General features: G+C 49.9%; 17 protein-coding genes. 3 read left to right on the top strand and 14 right to left on the bottom strand.

Annotated features, from left to right (window positions below; genetic code table 11):
• Positions 1 to 170: 170 nt before the first annotated feature.
• The gene (locus VV1_RS04145; RefSeq protein ID WP_011078927.1) at positions 171 to 2495 is read right to left on the bottom strand and encodes a Tex family protein; all 2325 of its coding nucleotides are present in this window, start codon (positions 2493 to 2495) and stop codon (positions 171 to 173) included.
• A 235-nt stretch (positions 2496 to 2730) separates the two neighbouring features.
• Here VV1_RS04145 and greB point away from each other — a divergent pair, with 235 nt between their 5' ends.
• The 3 genes from greB to envZ all read left to right on the top strand — a co-directional run bounded on the left by greB (position 2731) and on the right by envZ (position 5524).
• Positions 2731 to 3213, top strand: a complete 483-nt coding sequence (gene greB / locus VV1_RS04140; RefSeq protein ID WP_011078926.1) for a transcription elongation factor GreB — start codon at positions 2731 to 2733, stop codon at positions 3211 to 3213.
• 200 nt (positions 3214 to 3413) lie between these two features.
• On the top strand, positions 3414 to 4133 hold the full coding sequence (gene ompR / locus VV1_RS04135; protein WP_011078925.1) for an osmolarity response regulator transcription factor OmpR: 720 nt from the start codon (positions 3414 to 3416) through the stop codon (positions 4131 to 4133).
• A gap of 92 nt (positions 4134 to 4225) precedes the next feature.
• The gene (gene envZ / locus VV1_RS04130) at positions 4226 to 5524 is read left to right on the top strand and encodes a two-component system sensor histidine kinase EnvZ (RefSeq protein ID WP_011078924.1); all 1299 of its coding nucleotides are present in this window, start codon (positions 4226 to 4228) and stop codon (positions 5522 to 5524) included.
• 76 nt (positions 5525 to 5600) lie between these two features.
• Here the strand turns inward: envZ and VV1_RS04125 are convergent, their stop codons facing one another.
• The 13 genes from VV1_RS04125 to VV1_RS04065 all read right to left on the bottom strand — a co-directional run bounded on the left by VV1_RS04125 (position 5601) and on the right by VV1_RS04065 (position 21382).
• On the bottom strand, positions 5601 to 7004 hold the full coding sequence (locus VV1_RS04125; protein WP_011078923.1) for a uracil-xanthine permease family protein: 1404 nt from the start codon (positions 7002 to 7004) through the stop codon (positions 5601 to 5603).
• 255 nt (positions 7005 to 7259) lie between these two features.
• Positions 7260 to 9341 (bottom strand): ATP-dependent DNA helicase RecG, encoded by a 2082-nt coding sequence (recG, locus tag VV1_RS04120; RefSeq protein WP_011078922.1) that lies wholly within the window; start codon positions 9339 to 9341, stop codon positions 7260 to 7262.
• A gap of 111 nt (positions 9342 to 9452) precedes the next feature.
• A complete protein-coding gene (gene trmH / locus VV1_RS04115) occupies positions 9453 to 10139 on the bottom strand; it encodes a tRNA (guanosine(18)-2'-O)-methyltransferase TrmH (protein WP_011078921.1) in 687 nt (228 codons plus the stop codon).
• An 87-nt stretch (positions 10140 to 10226) separates the two neighbouring features.
• Complete coding sequence (gene spoT, locus VV1_RS04110) at positions 10227 to 12347, bottom strand: bifunctional GTP diphosphokinase/guanosine-3',5'-bis pyrophosphate 3'-pyrophosphohydrolase (RefSeq protein ID WP_011078920.1); 2121 nt, start codon at positions 12345 to 12347, stop codon at positions 10227 to 10229.
• 34 nt (positions 12348 to 12381) lie between these two features.
• Positions 12382 to 12654: a DNA-directed RNA polymerase subunit omega gene (rpoZ, locus tag VV1_RS04105; RefSeq protein WP_011078919.1), complete on the bottom strand. Its 273-nt coding sequence runs from the start codon at positions 12652 to 12654 to the stop codon at positions 12382 to 12384.
• A 127-nt stretch (positions 12655 to 12781) separates the two neighbouring features.
• Positions 12782 to 13405, bottom strand: a complete 624-nt coding sequence (gene gmk / locus VV1_RS04100) for a guanylate kinase (RefSeq protein ID WP_011078918.1) — start codon at positions 13403 to 13405, stop codon at positions 12782 to 12784.
• A 285-nt stretch (positions 13406 to 13690) separates the two neighbouring features.
• Positions 13691 to 14908: a tetratricopeptide repeat protein gene (locus VV1_RS04095; RefSeq protein WP_011078917.1), complete on the bottom strand. Its 1218-nt coding sequence runs from the start codon at positions 14906 to 14908 to the stop codon at positions 13691 to 13693.
• Between the two features lie 10 nt (positions 14909 to 14918).
• The gene (locus VV1_RS04090) at positions 14919 to 15551 is read right to left on the bottom strand and encodes an energy transducer TonB (RefSeq protein ID WP_011078916.1); all 633 of its coding nucleotides are present in this window, start codon (positions 15549 to 15551) and stop codon (positions 14919 to 14921) included.
• Positions 15552 to 15555: 4 nt separating this feature from the next.
• On the bottom strand, positions 15556 to 15963 hold the full coding sequence (locus VV1_RS04085; protein ID WP_011078915.1) for an ExbD/TolR family protein: 408 nt from the start codon (positions 15961 to 15963) through the stop codon (positions 15556 to 15558).
• A gap of 81 nt (positions 15964 to 16044) precedes the next feature.
• Complete coding sequence (locus VV1_RS04080; protein WP_011078914.1) at positions 16045 to 16572, bottom strand: MotA/TolQ/ExbB proton channel family protein; 528 nt, start codon at positions 16570 to 16572, stop codon at positions 16045 to 16047.
• A 9-nt stretch (positions 16573 to 16581) separates the two neighbouring features.
• Positions 16582 to 17943 carry a MotA/TolQ/ExbB proton channel family protein gene (locus VV1_RS04075; protein WP_011078913.1) on the bottom strand — a complete coding sequence of 454 codons (1362 nt, stop codon included), beginning with the start codon at positions 17941 to 17943 and terminating at the stop codon, positions 16582 to 16584.
• Positions 17944 to 17945: 2 nt separating this feature from the next.
• Complete coding sequence (locus tag VV1_RS04070; protein WP_043920922.1) at positions 17946 to 18710, bottom strand: DUF3450 domain-containing protein; 765 nt, start codon at positions 18708 to 18710, stop codon at positions 17946 to 17948.
• An 83-nt stretch (positions 18711 to 18793) separates the two neighbouring features.
• The gene (locus VV1_RS04065) at positions 18794 to 21382 is read right to left on the bottom strand and encodes a TonB-dependent receptor (RefSeq protein WP_011078911.1); all 2589 of its coding nucleotides are present in this window, start codon (positions 21380 to 21382) and stop codon (positions 18794 to 18796) included.
• Positions 21383 to 22066: the final 684 nt, after the last annotated feature.

Genomic DNA, 22066 nt, shown 5'->3' with positions numbered 1-22066 from the left:
AAGCATAGTGGGTTTTATTTTCGTTCAGTAACCCATCCCCTTTTTGCTTGAAGCTGAAGCGGTGTTGGCTACGTTCGTTCACCCCAATTGCATAGTTCATCTATGCTCATGGGGATTCACTCACTTGCCGCCTACCTGCGACTCCAAGCAATTTGGGGATAATGAGGTTGTTACTTTTTCGCTTTGGCAAACGCGGCGGCAAATGCACCACCCATGGCACCGCCAAGTGTATTGTCGTTGTCATGGCGACGTGGCGATGGAGCGCGGCGCTCTTGTTGGCCACGTGGTGTGGCAGCGCGTTGGCTGCGATTGTCTTGCCCTGGCTCATCACTGAGGCGCATTGACAGTGCGATACGCTTGCGCTGCACATCCACTTCCATCACTTTGACTTTGACGATGTCGCCCGCTTTAACCACTTCACGCGGATCAGAAACAAAGCGATCGGTCAGCGCTGAAATGTGCACCAAGCCATCTTGGTGAACGCCGATGTCAACAAAGGCGCCAAAGTTGGCCACGTTTGATACCACCCCTTCAAGAATCATCCCCACTTCGAGATCGGACACATTATGAATGCCTTCGGCGAAGGTGGCGGTTTTGAATTCAGGACGAGGGTCACGGCCCGGTTTATCCAACTCTTTGATGATGTCGGTCACCGTTGGTACACCAAAGTGTTCATCGGTGTAATCCACTGCGCGCAATCCTTTCAGGAAGCTCGAATCGCCAATCAGCGCTTTGACCGCTTTTTGGTTTTTCTCGGCAATTGCTTTGACCACAGGGTAGGCTTCAGGGTGAACCGAAGAGGCATCGAGTGGGTTTTTGCCATCCATAATGCGCAGGAAGCCCGCACACTGTTCAAACGCTTTTGGCCCCAAACGTGGCACTTTTTTCAGCGTGGTACGGCTGTCAAAACGGCCATTCTCATCACGAAAATCGACAATGTTCTGCGCCAACGTGGTCGAGAGACCAGCCACGCGGGTCAGCAGTGCGGCAGAAGCGGTATTCACATCCACACCGACCGCGTTTACACAATCTTCCACCACCGCATCAAGGCGTTTGGCCAGCATGGATTGGCTCACGTCGTGCTGATATTGGCCGACACCGATCGATTTCGGATCGATTTTCACCAGTTCGGCCAGTGGGTCTTGCAGGCGACGAGCAATCGACACCGCGCCACGCAGTGACACGTCCATGTTCGGGAACTCTTTGGCCGCCAGTTCTGAGGCAGAGTAGACCGAAGCGCCTGCTTCGCTGACCATGATTTTCTGTACTTTGAGATTGCCACGTTTAATCAAATCTGCAGCAAAGGCATCGGTTTCGCGTGAAGCAGTGCCGTTACCAATCGCAATCAAATCGACGTTGTGTTGCTTGATCAAGGCCGCCACCGTTTGCATGGCGCGATCGTACTGGTTCTGCGGCACGTGTGGGTAAATGGTGTCGGTGGCCAGCACTTTACCGGTGGCGTCCACCACCGCGACTTTACAACCGGTGCGCAGGCCAGGGTCAAGGCCAAGCGTTGCGCGTGGGCCCGCAGGCGCAGCCATCAACAGATCTTTGAGGTTGGTGGCGAACACTTCAATCGCTTCGATTTCCGCGCGCTCTTTCATTGCCGCCATCAACTCGGTTTCCATGTGCATTGAAACCTTGATGCGCCACGCCCAACTGATGACCTGCTTGCGCCAGTTGTCAGCAGGGGCGCTGCTCAGCGTCACGCCATAGTGATCGGCAATCAGGGTCTCGCAATAGGATTGGCGTACACTTTCTTCTTGCTGTGGATCGGCATTGAGCGTCAGGCTGAGGAAACCTTCATTTCGGCCGCGCAGCATCGCCAAAGCGCGGTGAGAAGGCACTTTGCTGATCGCTTCGTTGTGCTCAAAGTAATCTTTGAACTTCTCGCCTTCGTGCTCTTTGCCCGCCACCACGCGTGACACAATTTCGGCATGACGATTGAGGTACTGGCGAATTTTCTCCAGCAAGTTGGCGTCTTCGGCAATGCGCTCCATGATGATGGCACGTGCGCCATCGAGTGCGGCTTTACTGTCTTCCACCCCTTTGTCGGCATTAATGTAGCGGGTCGCTTCACTTTCAGGCTCGGTTTGTGGGTGGTTCCAAAGTGTATCGGCCAGTGGCTCTAGGCCTGCTTCAATCGCGATTTGCCCTTTGGTACGGCGCTTTGGCTTATAAGGCAGATACAGATCTTCAAGGCGCGTTTTACTGTCGGCAGTGAGGATCTCACTTTCCAGTTCAGCGGTAAGTTTGCCTTGTTCTTGAATCGATTTAAGAATGGTTTGGCGACGGTCATCCAGCTCGCGCAGATAGGACAAACGGCTATCAAGGTTGCGCAATTGAGTATCATCTAACCCACCAGTTACCTCTTTACGGTAACGGGCGATAAAAGGAACGGTGTTGCCATCATCAATTAGGGCAACGGCAGCAGTGACTTGCTCAGGGCGAACATTCAGCTCTTGAGCAATCAGACGACAGATAGCTTGGCTCATCCGTGGGATCTCTTTGTTCTTCGTTAGTGGGTCTAATATGGGGACAGTTCGCGTCAGTTTCTACCCTTGTGGGAGAGTGGCTGAGTGACCTGCGTTCATGTCGGTGATCAATAACACGTTTTACCGCCGCTTTTGAGAGTATTGCGTCAAATCTTCGCAGGTGACTGGCAAAGCGCGGCAAAACTCGTTACTTTTCGCTCCATCTGATTCCGTTCGAGCCATTAAGGGAAAGTTCGTGAAAACCAAAATGATTACCCGTGAAGGGTACAACAAGCTCAAGCAAGAGCTCGATTATCTGTGGAAAGAGCACCGCCCTGAGATCACGCAGAAAGTGTCGTGGGCGGCGAGCCTCGGCGATCGTTCAGAAAACGCCGACTACACCTACAACAAGCGTTTGCTACGTCAAATCGATCGCCGTGTGCGCTTTTTGAGTAAGTTTTTACCGGAAGTCAAAATCGTTGATTACGCACCGCAGCAAGAGGGCAAAGTCTTCTTTGGTGCGTGGGTGGAAATTGAAAACGAAGCGGGCGAAGTGATGAAATTTCGCATCGTCGGCCCAGAAGAAATTTACGGTGATGCCAAAGGCTACATTTCGATTGACTCGCCGATGGCACGCGCGCTGTTGAAAAAAGAAGTCGATGACGAAGTGCAAGTGCCAACCCCAAGCGGCATCAAAGAGTGGTTCATCAACTCGATCGAATACGATAAAGGGGAGTGATTTCTCTTGTCACCTTTTCAAACCCGCCTCGTGCGGGTTTGTTTTATCTTAACGATTAGTGACGTACGACGTTGCAAGCGGGTGGTGCATCCGCTAAAAGTAATAAAGATTAACAATTCTTTGCGCCATAAATGGATAATCGGTGTTACATTTTACCGAACCAGATTTGGTGGAAGCTTATGAAATAGGTGGACGGACACATGCAAGAGAATTTTAAAATTTTAGTGGTTGATGATGATGCTCGCTTGCGTGCGTTGTTGGAGCGTTATCTGTCAGAACAAGGTTTCCAAGTGCGCAGTGTCGCCAATGGGGAACAGATGGATCGCCTATTGACCCGTGAAAACTTCCACTTAATGGTACTGGATTTAATGCTTCCTGGTGAAGATGGTCTTTCGATCTGTCGTCGTCTGCGTAATGCCAACAACATGTTGCCTATCCTGATGCTGACAGCAAAAGGGGATGAGGTTGACCGCATCGTGGGTTTAGAAGTGGGTGCGGACGATTACCTGCCAAAACCGTTCAACCCACGTGAGTTACTTGCGCGTATTAAAGCGGTGTTGCGTCGTCAAACCATCGAGCTGCCAGGTGCGCCAAGTGCGGAAGAGAAAATTGTCGAGTTTGGTGAGTTTCGTCTGAACTTGGGCACGCGTGAAATGTTCCGTGGTGATGAGCCGATGCCACTCACCTCGGGTGAATTTGCGGTACTGAAATCGCTAGTGACCAATGCGCGTGAACCGATGTCGCGCGACAAGTTGATGAACATGGCGCGCGGACGTGAATACTCCGCGATGGAACGTTCCATTGACGTACAAATTTCTCGCCTACGTCGTATGTTGGAAGAGGACCCAAGCAAACCTCGCTACATCCAAACTGTATGGGGCCTAGGTTATGTGTTTGTTCCTGATGGCAAACCAGCTTAATCTGACATGATGATTCTTCTCCAATCCCTGGCTTTGACCAGGGATTGTTGTTTATTCTACCTTCGTACTCTACCTAGCTGCCGAGGTCTTTGATGCGTTTTCGTAGTTCCTTTACCCAATCGATATTTATCTTCATTACGTTGCTGCTCGCCAGTCAAGTGTTCTCCTATTACGCGGTGTTCAACTACGCGCTATTGCCGAGTTTGCAGCAGTTCAACAAAATCCTCGCCCATGAGCTGAATTTGGTGCTCGATGACGACAGCGCACTGATGGCGGATGCGCCGTTGCGTCGGCAGGTTTTGGAGCAACTTGGTGTGACGGTGCACGCGGAAGATAGTGAACAAGCCAAAGAGTTTGACCATGCGATGACCATCGATTTGATGAGTGAAGAGATGACTCACGAGCTTGGTTCGCCAACCGAAGTGCGTCTGCTGTTGGGCAGCGAAAGCTACATTTTGTGGATGAAAATTGACGCGCTTCCAGGCTCACTGATCCGCATTCCGCTCTCTGAACTGCAAGAAGAAGATTTCGCTCCACTGTTTCGCAACAGTTTGATTGTGGCGCTGTTGATCATCGCTGGTGGTTGGCTGTTTATCCGTTTACAAAACCGGCCACTCATCGCGCTGGAGAAGGCGGCCAAGGAAGTCGGTCGAGGGGAAATCCCTCCACCGCTTCCAGAAAAAGGGGCCACAGAGATCCGTGCGGTGACGCGCGCGTTCAACCAAATGTCTCGCGGCATTCAAGAGTTGGAAGCTGACCGTGCGTTGTTGATGGCGGGTATTAGCCATGATTTAAGAACGCCGTTAACACGAATTCGCCTTGCGACTGAAATGATGTCACCAGAAGACAGCTATTTAGCGGAAGGGATCATCAGTGATACTGAAGAGTGTAATGAGATCATCAGCCAGTTTATGGACTACCTCAAACCGGTGAATACGCAAAGTTTCACCGAGGTCGACATCAATGGTATTTCTGGGGATGTGGCGAGCTCCGAAGGGGGTTACGAAGTGCAGATTGAGACCGCCTTCCAGCCTTCGATTCGCACCGCTTTTGGCAGCCCGATTGCGATTAAGCGTGCCGTAAGCAACTTAGTGGTCAATGCGCTGCGTTATGGTAATGGATGGGTGAAAATCAGCACGGGGATGACCGCAGACAGCAAGTTGGTGTGGGTGTGTGTGGAAGATAACGGCCCAGGGATTGAAAAATCACAAGTGGCGAAGTTGTTTGAACCTTTCACCCGTGGCGATACGGCTCGTGGTAGCGAAGGAACCGGCTTAGGGCTGGCCATTGTCAAACGTATTGTCAGCCAGCATCACGGCTCGGTGGTGGTGAACAACCGCAGCGAAGGTGGGCTCAAAGTACAGTTGAGCTTTCCGACCAGCGAACGTTAGTCGTAACCCTATTTAGGAAGGGTCATTGGGTTAAAAAAGGGTTGCCACAGTCGGCAACCCTTTTTCTTTGTGTAGATTAGCGCTTTACAGTCGCGGGCTCGTGCGCCTTTTCCTCTTCTTCACCCTGAAGCTTTTCAGGCAGAAGAAGGTTAAGCACAATCGCGGTAATGCCACCAGCAGCAACGCCGGAAGAGAAAATGCTCTTAATGAACTCAGGCATAAACTGCAAAATCTCCGGTTTCTGCGCAATGCCTAAACCCATCGAGAACGACAGTGCCATGATGAGAATGGCACGGCGATCGAGGTCAACACGAGAAATGATGCGCACACCTGCAGCGGCGATGGTGCCGAACATCACGATGGTTGCACCGCCTAAAACTGGTTCCGGAATCAACTGAACAAAACCAGCAACGCCAGGGAACAGACCAAGCAGTACCAACATGCCGGCGATGAAGTAACCGACGTAGCGGCTTGCGACACCCGTTAGCAAGATCACGCCGTTGTTTTGGCTGAAAGTGGAGTTTGGGAAACTATTGAATACCGCCGCCAATGCCGAGTTCAGACCGTCGGCCAATACGCCGCCTTTAATGCGCTTCATATACACCGGGCCTTTGACTGGTTCGCCAGACACTTCCGAGGTGGCGGTAATATCACCAATCGCTTCCAGCGCGGTGATGAGGAAAATCAGAACCAGTGGAATAAACAGCGACCAGTCGAAACTCAGACCAAACTGCATCGGGATTGGTAAGGCAATCAGTGCGCTGCTGCTGGCTTGGCGAGTGTCTACCATGCCCATGAAGTAGGCCATGACATAGCCCACCAACATGGCTATCACAATCGACGCCACGCGTACGTAAGGGTTCTTGGCGCGATTGAGTAACACAATCAGGCCCAGTACGGTGCCCGCCAGCGCCAACTTATCGAGGCTGCCAAAAGTGCCATCGCCCAGGGCCGCGTAGCCGCCGCCCATCGATACCAAGCCGACTTGAATCAGGGTTAAACCAATTAAGGTCACGACGATGCCAGAAACCAATGGCGTAATGATGCGACGCGCGTATTCCAGCACGCGTGAAAGGAGAATCTCTGCAAACGAGGCAACCAAAATGGTGCCAAAAATCGCCGCCATCATGCTCTCAACGCTGGCGCCGCCTGCCTTCAGCGCTAAACCAGCGCCAATAATTGGACCTAAGAAGTTAAAACTGGTGCCTTGTACAGACAGCAGCCCAGAGCCAATCGGACCAAAAGTGCGGATTTGAATAAAGGAAGAAATGCCCGAAGCAAACAGCGACATGCTGATGATGGTGTTGGTTTGTTCGGCAGACACGCCAAGCGCTTGGCAAATAATCAAGGATGGAGTGATCACAGCGACAAACATCGCCAGCAAGTGCTGCAGTGCAGCAAACAAAGTTTGAGGCAAAGGTGGACGATCGTTGAGTTGATAGATCAGATCCGTTTTACGCGTCGGGTTCGGCGTTGTCATGGTATGTTCCTAATTGTTGTACGCAGACTTAGCGCTCGCTGAATGGGAGGCCAAGGTGAACGGATGTCATCATCTGTGATTGCTGTTATTCAGAAATCCGCTCTGGTTGGGAAGGTGAGAAAAGTCATCCTCACAATTTGTGCGGCATTATAGGGCGATTATTCTAAAAAGCAATCGTTTGCTATTTTCTATTGACTAAACAGGATGATGGATTCGACAGGGAGCGAAGAGAAGATGGTCAATGAAAGGCGTGGATCACGCCTTAGAATAAATATCACGCTCGCCCAACCAGCGTTCAATAATCGCGGCGGCATTTTGTGGGTAATTGTGGTGAATGTAGCGTGCAGCGCGCTGAACTTCGGGGATAAGGCGCTGGTCGCGGACGAGATCGGCAATTTTGAAATCCGCTAGGCCGGTTTGTTTGGTGCCGAGCAACTCACCTGGCCCACGGATCTCAAGATCGCGCTGAGCAATGACGAAACCATCGTTACTTTCGCGCAATACCGAGAGGCGCTTTTGCGCTGTTTTGGACAGCGGAGCGTGATAGAGCAATACGCAGTGGCTTGCTACCGAGCCTCGACCGACGCGACCGCGCAACTGGTGCAATTGTGCGAGACCCAAGCGCTCGGGGTTTTCGATGATCATCAAGCTGGCGTTGGGCACATCGACCCCGACTTCGATCACTGTGGTGGCCACCAAAAGATGCAATTCATTGTTTTTGAACGCTTGCATCACCGCTTGTTTTTCAGCCGGTTTCATTCGGCCATGCACCAAACCAATGCGCACATCAGGCAATTTACGTTGCAGCTCTTCGGCAGTGTCTGCTGCCGCTTGGGCTTCCAATACTTCCGATTCATCAATCAGGGTACAGACCCAATACGCCTGCTTACCCTCATTGAGGCAGGCATGACGAATGCGCTCGACAATGTCCTCGCGTTTGGTGTCGGGAATCGCGACGGTTTGGATAGGGGTTCGTCCCGGCGGTAACTCGTCGATCACCGATGTTTCCAAATCGGCATAAGCGGTCATGGCCAATGTGCGAGGGATCGGAGTAGCAGTCATGATCAGTTGATGTGGGTAAGCGCCTTGTTTGGCGCCTTTTTCGCGCAGTTCCAAGCGTTGATGCACGCCAAAGCGGTGCTGTTCATCAATGATCACAAGAGCAAGATGGTCAAACACCACGTGTTCTTGGAACAGCGCATGTGTCCCGACCACCATTTTCGCTTCGCCACTGGCAATGCGGGCTAATTCGGCTTCTTTGGCTTTACCTTTGAGCTTGCCTGCGAGCCAGCCAACGGGAATGCCCATTTTTTCAAACCAATTGGCGAAGTTGATCGCGTGCTGCTCGGCCAGCAATTCGGTGGGCGCCATCAGCGCCACTTGGTAGCCATGTTCGATAGCGCGTACCGCGGCCAAGGCTGCCACTAAGGTTTTACCCGAGCCGACATCCCCTTGCACCAAACGCATCATCGGATGCGCTTTTTGCAAATCTTCTTCAATCTCTTGCACCACTCGCGCTTGGGCATTGGTCGGTGAAAAAGGCAGTTGGGCTAACAGCTGTTGTTTAAGCTGGTGGACGGGGGGAAGTGGCAGCGCGACATCTTGCTGACCTTTGCTGCGCACGGCGAGCATGGATAAGTTCTGAGCCAGCAACTCTTCCATAATTAAGCGAACTTGGGCAGGGTGCTTCCCTTCGTCGAACAGTTCCAGATTAATCTCCGGCGAAGGACGATGGATAATGTGCAGCGCTTGCCCCATGGTCAGTTGTTGGTCATACAACCCGGCAGGCAGTAACTCTTGAACCGCGGCTTTATCGAGCAGGGCGATGGCTTGGTCTGTGAGGTTACGTAGCGTGATTTGCCTTAAGCCATCGGTGGTAGGATAAACAGGCGTTAAGCTCTGTTCCACATCGGGCTTCTGCGTTGGGGCGAAAAACTTGTAGTCTGGGTGAACGATCTCCAGCCCCATATTACCGCGCTTAATTTCGCCGTAAGCGTGTACTAACTTACCTTCAGCAAAATTGTTTTTCATTGCCGCGGTAAAGTTGAAAAAACGCAACGTGATGGTGCCATTCCCGTCGCTGAGCTTCACCGTCAACATCTTGCGTTTACCAAACAAGGTATCCACTTGCATCACATGGCCCTGCACAGCGGCCCACAATCCAGCATGCAATTTGGCAATCGGGTAGATGCGGGTGCGGTCTTCGTAACGAAGTGGCAAGTGAAACAGCAGGTCTTGCACGCTGCTTAGGCCAATTTTCTCCAGTTTTTCAGCCACCTTAGCACCGACCCCACTGAGGGATGTGAGGGGGATAGCAGATAACAGTTGGGCAGACATATTGGCCTCAAGACAATGATAAACATAGCGTTATGTTAACCATTAGGCTGTGTTTTTGTACAGGAAAAAATAGGCACTAGAAAACTAGAAAACTAGATAACTAGATAACGACTATTTCTTTTGCATGTCTGCCCACCAGTCAGGATCCGCAACAATTTGTCCGGCATCATCCAGTGGTGGGTAAGCGAGTCCTTTGCGTTTGGCGACTTTGGCCAACACCGGGTGGCCACGCTCAAACAAAATGCGGTTGATGGTTTCGGCATCAATTGAGCTTTCGTCGTTTTGGTACATACCCGCGGCTTCACGTTGGCGCTGCGCTTCATACAGAATCACCGCGCAAGCCACAGAAACGTTGAGTGATTGCACCATGCCCACCATAGGAATCATGATGTCTTGATCCGCCAGTGCCTTGGCTTGCTCGGAAACGCCAATCTTTTCGCTGCCCAAAATGATGGCGGTCGGTTGGGTGTAATCGATTTGGCGAAAATCGACGGCGCTATCAGAGAGGTTGGTCACCAACACTTGCATCCCTTGTGCTTTTAAAGCGCTCACGGCGTCTGCGATGGAATCATGCGTATCCACTTCCACCCAGTTTCTTGCACCGGCAGAGGTGTTTTTCAATGTCTTCATCTGCTCGGTGGGCCACACAGCATGCACTTTGTGCAATCCCGTGGCATCGGCAGTGCGGATCATTGCTGACACATTATTGGGTTTATGCACTTCTTCAAGGCACAGGGTGAGATCGGTTTGACGTGCTTTTAAAACTTGTTGGATTCTCTGATAACGTTCTTCATTCATAACATTTTGAATTTGGCTTTCTGATAAAAATAAAAAGCCCTTGAAACCTTGATTTCAAGGGCGATGAAAAGCGATCGAATGCGGAGATCAGTTCTTGCGACGACGCACGCGTGAACAAGATGGCATGACGCGAATCTTCTTCATGATGCCCGCAAGATGCACGCGATCTTTGGTGGTCAGCAGCACCGTCACAGTATACAAACGGCCATCACGCTCTTCAGTCGATAAGCCATGGATGTTTGAACCCGTTTTGGAAATCACGTTAGTCAGTTCTGCCAAAGCACCTTGATGGTTGAGCATATCGACTTTAAGTTCCGCGATGAACTCTTGATCGTAATCGTCTGACCAAGCCACCGCCATGTACTTATCGGGCTCGCGTTGGTAGCCACGTACGTTTGGACAGGTCTCACGGTGAACCACCAAGCCTCTGCCCGGTGAAACATGGGCAATGATGTGATCATCTGGGATTGGATGACAACAGTTGGCAAACGTCAGCAGTAACCCTTCTGAGCCACGAATTGGCAGCTTCTTCTTGGTTTTGCTGTCGTTTGAACGCAGTTCTGTGAGCTCGTCTGCATCACCTAACAAACGGCGAGCAATCACGATACTCATACGCTCACCCAAGCCGATGGCCGCAAGCAGATCATCCAAAGATTGGATTTTGAGATCGCTCAAGACATGGTTGAGATTTTCTGGGCTGATGTCGGCAAGTGAGTGCTCACCGAGCGCATGATTCAACAAACGGCGACCAAGAGTAATCGACTCTTCACGACGCATGGTTTTCAGCACTTGGCGAATCTTAGTGCGCGCACGAGAAGTCACCACATAGTTGAGCCAAGCTGCGTTAGGACGGGCGCCTGGCGCACTGATGATTTCAATGGTTTGGCCATTTTTCAGCGCTTTGCTCAGTGGGTATGGATTGCGATCGACACGTGCACCAACGCAGGTATTACCAACATCGGTATGCACGGCGTAGGCAAAATCCACCGCCGTCGCCCCAACAGGCAGTTCAACAATGCGGCCTTTCGGTGTGAAGACGTAAATCTCATCCGGGAAGAGATCCGATTTTACGTTCTCAATGAATTCGAAGGAGTTACCCGCGCTTTGCTGAAGTTCCAGCAAGCTTTGCATCCAGCGCTGCGCCTTCACTTGCGCCGTAGTGCCAGTGCGTTCGCCATTGCCTTTATAAGACCAATGAGCCGCAACCCCTTTGTCCGCCATTTGATCCATGTCTTCGGTGCGGATTTGCACTTCCACCGGGACGCCATGAGGACCCACCATCGAGGTATGCAGCGATTGGTAGCCGTTGGCTTTGGGGACCGCGATGTAATCTTTCATACGACCAGGACGAGGCTTGTACAAGCTGTGCACCTGCCCGAGTACGCGATAGCAGGTGTCGGCGGTATCGACCACGACACGAAACGCGTAAATATCCATGATGGTGTGAAAGCGCTGCTCTTTGGTTTTCATCTTGTTGTAGATGGAGAAAAGATTTTTTTCACGACCTAAGACGCGCGCTTGTAAGCCCACTTCTTGCAAGCGGCCTTCAATTTCACTGTGGATACGTTGGATCATCTCTTTGCGGTTACCACGCGCCGATTTCACCACCTCTTTTAATACGCGGTAGCGATTGGGGTAGAGGGCTTCAAAGCCGAGCTCTTCCAATTCGGTTTTAATATTGTGGATACCAAGGCGATGAGCCAAAGGTGAATAGATTTCGAGGGTTTCGCGGGCAATTCGGCGTTTTTTATCTGGGCGAAGTGCGCCCAAGGTACGCATGTTATGAGTACGGTCGGCCAGTTTGATCAGGATAACGCGAATATCTTGTACCATCGCCAGCACCATTTTGCGGAAGTTTTCCGCTTGTGCTTCTTTGCGATCGCGAAATTTCAGCTTATCCAGCTTGGAAACCCCATCAACCAACTCTGCCACCGTATGGCCAAATTGCGCTTCGAGATCTTCTTTGCTGACGTCACAATCTTCGATGACGTCGTGGAGTAACGCTGCTTGTAGAGTTTCAACATCCAGGCGCATGTCGGCCAGAATGCGCGCCACCGCGACTGGGTGGATGATATACGGTTCACCGCTTGAGCGGGTTTGCCCTTCATGGGCATCTCGCGCTACCACATAAGATTGACGCAGAGCCTCAAGTTGAGGCTCTGTAAGGTATTCTTGGGCAACGTCTTTGAGGCTATCGAATAGATACAAATTATGGGCCCGGGATGTTGTGTTTTAAGGCGAATTAACGGTTGCGAGCGATGCTGCTAACGGCCGCTAGTTCTGCTGCTTCTTGTTCTTGTTGCTCTTGACGCTCACGCGCATCAAGCACTTCTTTAGTGATAAGGCCTTCTTCGATTTCGCGTAGAGCGATAACGGTTGGCTTATCATTCTCTTCCGGCACTAGTGAATCTTTGCCGCCAGTTTGCATTTGACGAGCGCGGCGAGCCGCAATCAGAACCAAGTCGAAACGGTTGCCAACTTTTTCAACAGCGTCTTGAACAGTTACGCGTGCCATGAGAACTCCAAATTAGTTAACTAAATTTTTTTGAATGACGAGAAAGTATACAGGCTCTCAGTTCTCAGTGTCTAGCTTGAGGTACCTTGAGTTGTATTATTAGTGCCACAGAATGCTTTCTGGGGTCTTATTCCGCTAAAAGCGCGTCAAGCATACCGCTATATTTAGCAGCTTGTTTGTCTTGCTTCAATCTTTCTGCTCGGATAATGGCTTTAAAGTCCATCAAAGCAGTATCGAAATCATCGTTGATGATCACGTAATCGTATTCGTTGTAGTGCGAGATTTCGGATTTCGCTTCCGCCATACGCTTGGCGATCACCGCTTCACTGTCTTGACCACGTGTATTAAGACGACGCTCAAGTTCACCATTGGATGGTGGTAAGATAAAGATGCTCTTAGCGTGTGGCATTTGCTCACGAATTTGACGAGCGCCTTGCCAATCGATATCGAGAAAAACATCAATGCCTTTATCTAGGGTGTTTTCAATCCAAACACGTGAGGTGCCGTAGTAGTTACCAAACACTTCTGCGTATTCCAGAAACTCGCCTTTGGTAATCAGATCTTCAAAATGCTCTTTCTCGACAAAGTGGTAGTGCACGCCATCTTGTTCACCTGGGCGCATGCCACGTGTGGTGTGAGAGACCGACACTTTCATTGCGTAAGTCGGGTTTTTCTCCAGCATCGCGGAGATTAAGCTGGATTTGCCTGCACCGCTTGGAGCAGAGACGATGTAAAGAGTACCTTTGCCCATCTGTTTTAGTCCACGTTTGGTTTGGATTGAGAGCGGATAGGGAATATCTGCTACTAAAAGATAGCACTGACCATCTAAAATTCACCAGTTGATGACTTTTCGGCCAGAAAAATGGAGGCGAAGAGTATCACGAACTGAGGGTGGTTGCCAGTTGAAGTTGTCTCCAAAATGAACGCGATTTGCCTGTTGTGTAGAAGAAAAAAGGGGAAGACAAGCTTCCCCAGACACGTGCGACTGACTCACACTTAACCAGATGCCAGAATTGCTAACAATTCAGACGTTTGGTTATCCTTGACCCGCCAGATATGTGATCCAAGGGCTAACCACTTGGCGCATTTTTTCTGACTGAGCAGCACTTTGCATTGAGCGTAACGCACGCTGAGAATCTTTCAGTTCAAAGTAAGCAAGGCCACGAACGTATTCCAGCTCTGCTTTTTGATCCAATTTGGCATCAGCCGCTGGCGTACCAGTAAACTCGGTCGCTTTATCAAACTGCTTATCTTGAAGCATCAAACGCGCGATGCGAATTTGGCTCTTGGCAGTAGGGGCCAAAGTATACGCTTGTTGATAAGTGTCGATCGCTTTATCCAGTTCTTTTGCTTGTTGCCAAAAACTGGCTAAACGCTCCAAATTGTCCTGATTTCGCGTGATATTGCCGTTATCCAGTTCCGTTTGCAGCGTTTTCGCCGCTCGGTATGGGATGTTTTGGTACGCTAAGAAATTCACCAAGCGAAGAAACTCTTTCTCTTCATCGAGTAGCCCCATTTTGTAAGCCATTTCGAGTGCAGAAAGGGCATTGCGCTCTTGGTTGAGTTCCATATAGGTTCCCGACAACTGCATCCAATACCGTTTTTTCTCTGGGTATTTTGTGGTGAGTATTTTTAAAACGCCCACCACTTCTTTCAATTGCTTCAGCTCGTAGTGCGATGCCATCAACAGCAGATACCAGGATTCACTTGGATTCTTACTCATTGCGATGGCTTGCTTGGTAGGTGCAATCGCGTTTTTGTAATCATCCATTTGAACGTAGGCACTGGCGAGAGTGATGTACGCATGGGCTTGAGGCTTTTCATCGGTGGTTTTGGCGATTTCAAACCACGTTTTCATCGTCTCTACCGACTGTTTGTACTTTTCTTCAGAAAGGTACAATTGGGCCAAGCTATAACGCACTTGCTGAGCCACAGGAACCGGTAAAGCCTCCAGTTTTAACGATTCCGCGAAGTATTTTGCCGCATTTTTGTAATCCTCTTTGAGGGAGTACAAAAAGCCCGTTTGTTGCAGCAGTACCGCGCGATCGTATTTTTTGGTGGTGCCTTCCAGCGCGTCAGAGAGCTTTTCCAATGCCGCAGAGTATTTCTCTGTTGCGATCAGTTCCTGCACCTTATTCACAGTACGGAAGGTACGGTCAGACAGTTCCGGAGCTTCTTTCGCTTGCGCTGGTGTGAGTATCACACCAGCAATCAAGGTGAGGGAAGCCAGGACATTTTTGAATGATTTCATCATGTTTGACTCCTTAATTTACCGAGAACTCAATTTCTTGAGCCATACGAGAGCTCACAGGTTTGCCATCGACCATCTTGGGTTTAAAGGTCCATTTCGACACGGTTTTCCGTGCTTCTTTACCCAAATCCATGCGGCGAGGTTCCTCTTTGAGAACTTTGATGTCTTCCACCCCGCCACGCTCGTTGACGGTGAACTCAAGAACAACCAAACCTTTTTCCAATCCCGCTTTGGCGGCTTTACGCGGCATTTGCGGTTGGAAAGTCGCTAATGGCATCGGACCACCAGTGCCAGCTACTTGTGCCCCGCCACCTTGGGAATAATGACCAAGAACGGAACCACCAGTAATGTTGACGGGCAGATCCAGCTTGGGCATGTCTATAGGGATCTGTTCCATCACCGGTTTTACTGTGGAGGTGATCTTCATCTCCGGCGGTGGTGGTGGACGTTTCGGTGGTGGCGGTTTGGGTAGCTCGCGTTTTTTCTCCTGTACTTTTTCTTCGGGTTTGACTCGAATGAAATCCACCATGCGCAGATCATCGTTCGATGCCAGTTCGTGGCGCTCTTTATTTACCAGCTTGTCCATCCCCCAGAACAATCCGAGGGAGACAACGAGCGCCAGTGCAATTGAGGCCAGATAACGCATAAGCTTAATCCTTGTTGGTCGCGGCGATGGAGATATTGGCTACACCAGCCATGCGTATCTGATCCATCACTTTTACAACCACACCAGCATTCGCTTCTTCATCCGCTTGGATGACCACTGCACCATCTGGGCTTTCTGCACGCAGGCGTTCAACGTTGGCACGGACCGCATCGACTTCGACGCGTCGCTTGTCGATCCAGACATCACCCGCCGCGCCAACCGCGACCATGATGTTGCCTTTGGCGACGGTTTGTGCCGAGTTGGCACTAGGGCGGTTCACATCGATACCCGCTTCTTTTACAAATGACGTTGTTACAATAAAGAAGATCAACATGATGAAAACGATGTCGAGCATCGGGGTCATATCAATGGCCATTTCATCATTACTGTCACTGCTATAGCGTCTTTTCATGACCTATACCTCTAATTCCATTTATTGATACCAAATCAGCCAGAGCGATAGAGAGAAAAGGCGATCGCTCTGCCATTGGTATTAGGCAATATGCTTCAACTTATCTTCCAGTTTACGAGTGGTGACTTTCGCTAAGTGATCTAAGCGGGTGCTAAAGAACAACCCCGATAGCGATGCCACCATTCCTGCAAGTGTTGGAATGGTTGCCTTTGAGATCCCTGACGCCATGGCGCGAGGGCTTCCTGTTCCGACGATGGCCAAAATATCGAATACTTGAATCATGCCCACCACGGTGCCTAAAAGACCAAGCAGTGGACAGAGGGCGATCAACACTTTGACGATCGGTAACCCTTTTTTATTCTCGATATCCTGACGGGAGATGATCTCCTGTCTGATCATTCTGGCGTTCCAGCTGGTGTGCTCCGTGCGCTCGGTCCAAGTGGCAAGAGCTTGCTTCATGGCACGAGGAGCGACGGCGATAAAGTAGAACCAGCGTTCCAGCAAAACGACCCACAGCATGAAGCTGAGGACAAAGATCGCGACCAATACGTCGCCACCCATGCCAAGGAATCGTCTGATGGACTCTAACTCTTCAATTAACCACCACATAGCGCCTCCTTAGCGTTCGGCTGTGTGCAGTTTTTCCTGGTAGCGAGCAATAAAGCCAGCGCTTTGCTCTTCAAGGGTTTGCACTAAACGACGGCCTTTACTGTGTACTAAGGTGTAGAAGAACAGCAGTGGGATGGCCACAACCAGACCAAGCATGGTGGTCACGAGTGCTTCCGAGATACCGCCGGCCATCAGTTTCGGATCGCCAGTACCAAAGAGAGTGATCGCTTGGAAGGTGCCGATCATCCCCATTACCGTACCCAAGAGGCCCAGTAGTGGCGCAACGGAAGCAAACAGTTTGATGGAGACAATGAATCGCTCGATCTTAGGCGCGTTGCGTAGAATGATTTCATCCAGTTTCGCTTCTAGATCTTCCAAGTTGTCGCCTTTGTGATCTTGATACGCTTGAATCACTTCACCCAGTGGGTTGCCTTCAATCACCGCATCAGATTTGGCTTGCTTACGCATCTTGCCGCCGATCACCAGTAAACGTAGGTAACAGAATAGGGCAATCAATGCGCCTAATGCACCCATGGCGAGAATCACGTAACCCACGATACCACCTTGGTCGATGCGTTCTTTTACGGTGGGGCTTTGTACCAAGAGAGATAAAATGACGCCGCGAGAAGGGTCAATAAATAGCGGCTCATAGCTTGAAGAGGTGGATTCAAATCCCGCTACATGACGGGTGATATTGGCACGTGGTTGACGAGACAACTCTTCGAACTTGCCGGTTTGAGGGACGTAGGTAACGTATTTGCCATCAGCGATGGCGTTAAATTCACCCACCAAGGTGACATCACGTACGGCTTCTTTACCTTCGCCGTAAACCACGGTTGCAGGTGTGGTTGAGGTTTCCCCAGACACAATGATCTGTTGCAGCACGGTGTGCCAGAACGACTCGAGTTCTTCGGTGGAAGGCAGCTCTTTACTCTCGGCCAGTTTGGTGAGCAAAGCGTCACGTTGTGGAAACTGAACTGCGTTCTGAGAGGCGTTGAATAGGCCTTTGAATTCACCCGCATACTGACGAACCACGCCAAACATTTCGCCCAAAGTGCCTGAACGTTGGCGTAACGTTTCAGTCAGTTCGGTCAGCTTTTTGTCGTTGTCGTCAAAGGTGGCTTTCAGTTGCTCACCCAGTGCCGTTTCGGCTTTGAGTTGGGCTTTTGCCTGCTTGAGCAGCTCCGCTTGTTTGTTGCGGTCGGCAAGAAATTCTTGCTCACGCGCTTTGTTTTCTTTTGACTCAACGATGCTTTCCGATTTGACGTTCTTGAGCAGTTCGTTGAGTGATTTTGGTGCTTCCGCATGCGCGCTGGAGACCATAAACAGGCTAGCCAGCAGTGCGGCGGCGATGGTTTTGAATCCTTTCATGATTATTCCTCCCCAGCAAACACTGGCAATTTGATCAGAGCCGGTGGCGCTTGTTTCTTCGCGATACGAATTCCTTGCTGCACGGCAATACGGTAGCTTTCAGGCAGCGCTTCCCATTGGCGGGTTTGCTGGTTCCACATACCGGTTTCAACACCGTCTGGCGATTGGTAAAGCAACGCAGTACGACCAATGCGTAGGAAGTCGTAAGTCACCACTTCACCATTGCGATCTAAGCTGGCTTTGTAAGATTCGATGGAACGAGAGAAGCCTTCTTCGATTTGGTACGCTTCCATCACTTTGCGGAATTTTTCCGAGGTGGTGACGTCTGCGCGATCCATTAGTTCGCGTAGTTCGTTGATTCGTTTGTTGCGTTCTTTGGTTTGGAACGGCAGATCGAGCGTGACGATTTCGTCGAGCGCATCAATCATTTTTAAAGTCAGTGGCACCACTTCCATCGCGGTTTGGTCAATCTGCGCGATTTGGCGATCTAATGAATCCAGTTCGCCTTGCTGCGATTGCACCATGCGATTGATCTGCTCGTTGTAGACTTTCATGCTGTCTACTTGGCGCATGATGGCCTTGTATTCGGCGAGCATGGTGTCGGTACTATCCGCGTAGCCATCGATTTTGTCTTGAGAGACTTGAGCGGCTTTATTGGTGCCTGCCTGAGTGGAAATCACGCTTCCTGCGTCTGCGGCTAACGCGCTGCCTGTTAGGCTCAGCATCGCTGCGGTGAGTGCACTCACGCCAAATTTCTTTAACGTCATGGTTGCATCCTTGTCAGTGTTTTTGTCAGTCGAAAAGGGCGCGGGCATTTCCCGCGCCAAAAGGGTTTACAAAGTGTTGCTATCTAGAAGTCGTAAGACGCCTCAACATACACTTGGCGACCAATTGGATCGTCATAAGTGTCTGCGTAGAAAGGAGAAGTGTCGTTTAGAGGATCTTTTGGCGGCTCTTTATCAAACATGTTGATGATGCCTAGAGTGACACGACCACTTTCGTTGAATTGGTAAGACGTTGTTAGGTTCCACGTTGTCATACTAGAGATCTTGGTTTCGTAACCCGCTTTTTTCGCTGCATCACAATCTTCGAAGTAGTAGTCGTTCGCGTAACTTGTACACATCTCGTCGCGGAACTTACCAAATAGGTTCACGTTCACGTCTTGGTATGCCCAGCCTAGGTTCAATGTCGCGGTGTATTCCGGTAGGAAGTCACGCTCATCGATCACTGGCTCACTGCTGCTTTCTTGAGATTCTGCAATCAAGATCTTAGTGATAGAGAACTTGGTTGAGAATGAACCCATGCTCACCGTGTCGTACGCATAACCCAATGACAAGTCGATACCCGAGCGAGTTTCAAACGCTTGGTTTACTGGGCCATAAATAACGGTTTTGATGGTGCCATCTGGGTTACGAACCACTTGGGTACCTGGGTACTTTGACGGATCGTTGATAACGTCTTGGTAAGAAGGTGCGGATACCACGTTTTCCATTTTGATGTGGTACCAGTCAACGGTTAAACCAAGATCATCCACAGGTTCCCACGCTAGGCCCAAGTTGATGTTGGTGCTGGTTTCTTCTTCAAGCTCGGCGTTTGGACCGTTTACCGTATCAAAGTACTGTGTTGAACACTCAGGAATGGTGTCGTTAGGGCCAGTACCGCCGACAGAAGCACAAAGTTGTGGATCGAAGCCTGAGCCAAACGCTTTGGTCTCTTCACCAAACAGACGTTTTAGGTCTGGTGCGCGGAAACCAAGGCCGTAGCTACCACGTAGCAATAGGGTATCGGTAGGACGGTAAGCGATCGACGCTTTCGGTGTAAAGGCACCGCCAGTTGCTGAATCATCAAAGTAGTGGTCATAACGACCCGCTAGCGTCACTTCTAGGTCTTCCAGTACTGGAATAAGCACTTCCACACCTAAACCGATTTGATCACGCTCACCACCACCAGAGGTGCCGCCTAGACCAGAGAATCCGCCTGATTTGGTGATCGCATCGATAGATTCGTTGTAATCGGTACGGTTCCATTCACCGTAAACCGCAAAGCCAGACATGCCGGCAGGCAGTTCCACTAGATCGCCAGCAAGTGAGCCATTGATGGAGTAGAGTTTTGAGTACGCTTCTTTGGTTGAGCGGCCGCTGTATTTGGCAACGTCGGCAGCAGAGATCGTATCGAGTAGGTCGATGTAACCGTTTTGAACCGCTTGATCGAGAGTGTTCAACACTGCAGGGTTGTCGGTCTCGACTTTTTGCTCAGAGTAACTGGCGTACACTTCCCAATCGTAGGTATTTGCCAGTAAACCAGTTAAACCTGTGGTCAAGCCAAATGCGTTCGCTTCCGTATTGCTTTCACGTGGGCCAAATTCCACCAAACGACGAGTGTATTTACCTTCACCACGTGAGTGCTTTGCGTCTGTTTCAACGTCGTATGGGTTCGGTTCGAAAATGGAAGAGGTAGATTTGTAACCGAAACGCGCTTCTGCCATCGCAGTCAGATCATCATTAAGATCCATTTCACCACGAAGTAGTAGGTCGACTTGTTTGTTTTCTGGTTTTAAGGAGCGATACGCTGAGCGGTTAAAGCCACACTTGCCATCGGCGCGATCGATACCATGTTCCCCCACAACGTCTTGACACGTTTTACCATTGACCGCAGGTGTTAGAACGTTGCCGGTGCCTTTTTCAACAAAGCTCGCACCGTAGCTAGAGTAAGCGCCAAAGGCAGAGCGATCAGAGTTATCGTCACCCGCCCAGCTTCTGTCGCTTTGTTGCAGCATTTCGTTGCCCGCTAACTGCGCAACAAACAAAACACGCTTATCTTCCATGTCTTTACCCGCAACGATATCAAGACGGCCGTTTTCGTAGCCACCTTCAGTGGCATCGCCATAACGCGCCTTCACTGACACGCCGTCGAAGTCTTTCTTGAGGATAAAGTTAACCACACCGCCGATCGCATCAGAACCGTAGATGGCCGAACCTGAGTCAGTCATTACTTCCACACGCTCAATCGCTGATACAGGGATTTGGCCGATGTCTTGGAAGTTTGAAACGCCGTTTTGTGCCAGTGGGTACTGCGGCATGCGACGGCCATCGATCAAAATCAACGTACGTGAAGCGCCTAGACCACGAAGGTTAACGGACTGTGCTGCAGGAGTGAACGAGAATGAGTTGGTTTGCGCGAGTGTACCACCTGTGTTTTGCGTCAAGCTGTTGAGAATGTCTTGTGCGCTGTTAAAACCTTTCGCCGCAATATCTTTGCTGGTAATGACGGTGACAGGAGAAGGTCCTTCCATCTCAGTGGTTGAGATTCGTGAACCGGTGACTTTCATCTTTTGTAGTTGCTCGACTTGCTGCTCTTCTGCGAAAGCTATCGGGGACATGGCTGCTGTACCCAATGCAAGGCTGATCGCAACGGATAAGGCTGTTGTGTTTTTATACATCCGTGTTGCTCCGTGTTGCTTAATTCCTATGTTTGGTCTGAACGACGACCAAATGTGACGTTAATGTTTCGTTAACGTTTCGCGACAGATATACATGAGATGAATTTTGCAAGTCAAACCAGTGGGATGCACGGCTAATGAAATGTAAAAAATATGTAAAATTTTAAATTAAGTTATATATACAGCATGATTATCTGTGATTTGGCGCACTTTATTGTGAAATGTTTCAATAAAACACCGTATTTTGTGTTGTGCGCATTATCTAATGGTATGTGTTGGAGGGTGGATCTATTGTAGTGAAATGTGTTGATTAATCTCATTTGGCTGAAGCTTTAAACTGAATGATGTTTTATGCTTCATTTTTGTGCAAACTGGTAAGATGAGTCTGGTGGTATCAAATTATGATACCCCTTGTATCATAAGGGCTCATCATGGTTTTTGCGTTTTTTAACTGTTAGAATGGCTGACTGTTTATTGTGCAATATTGCATTTTTATGTAGTGCAAAAGCCCCATTCATTACAGTTTGATATTCTGTGATTGGAAAATGAGCAGTCTTTTATATTTTTTTACAAATTTATTTATAGAATTTAGATGTGGTTGGTAATTTGTCATGCTTTCATCACAAATACTTGAAGCTTTGGTTATTTCAAGATACATATGGCGCTTAATATCTGGCGTTGAAC

This window comes from Vibrio vulnificus CMCP6 (assembly GCF_000039765.1).
Lineage (GTDB): Bacteria > Pseudomonadota > Gammaproteobacteria > Enterobacterales > Vibrionaceae > Vibrio > Vibrio vulnificus_B.
Note: the sequence above shows the minus strand (reverse complement) of the source record. Positions and strands in the feature narration are given on the sequence as shown.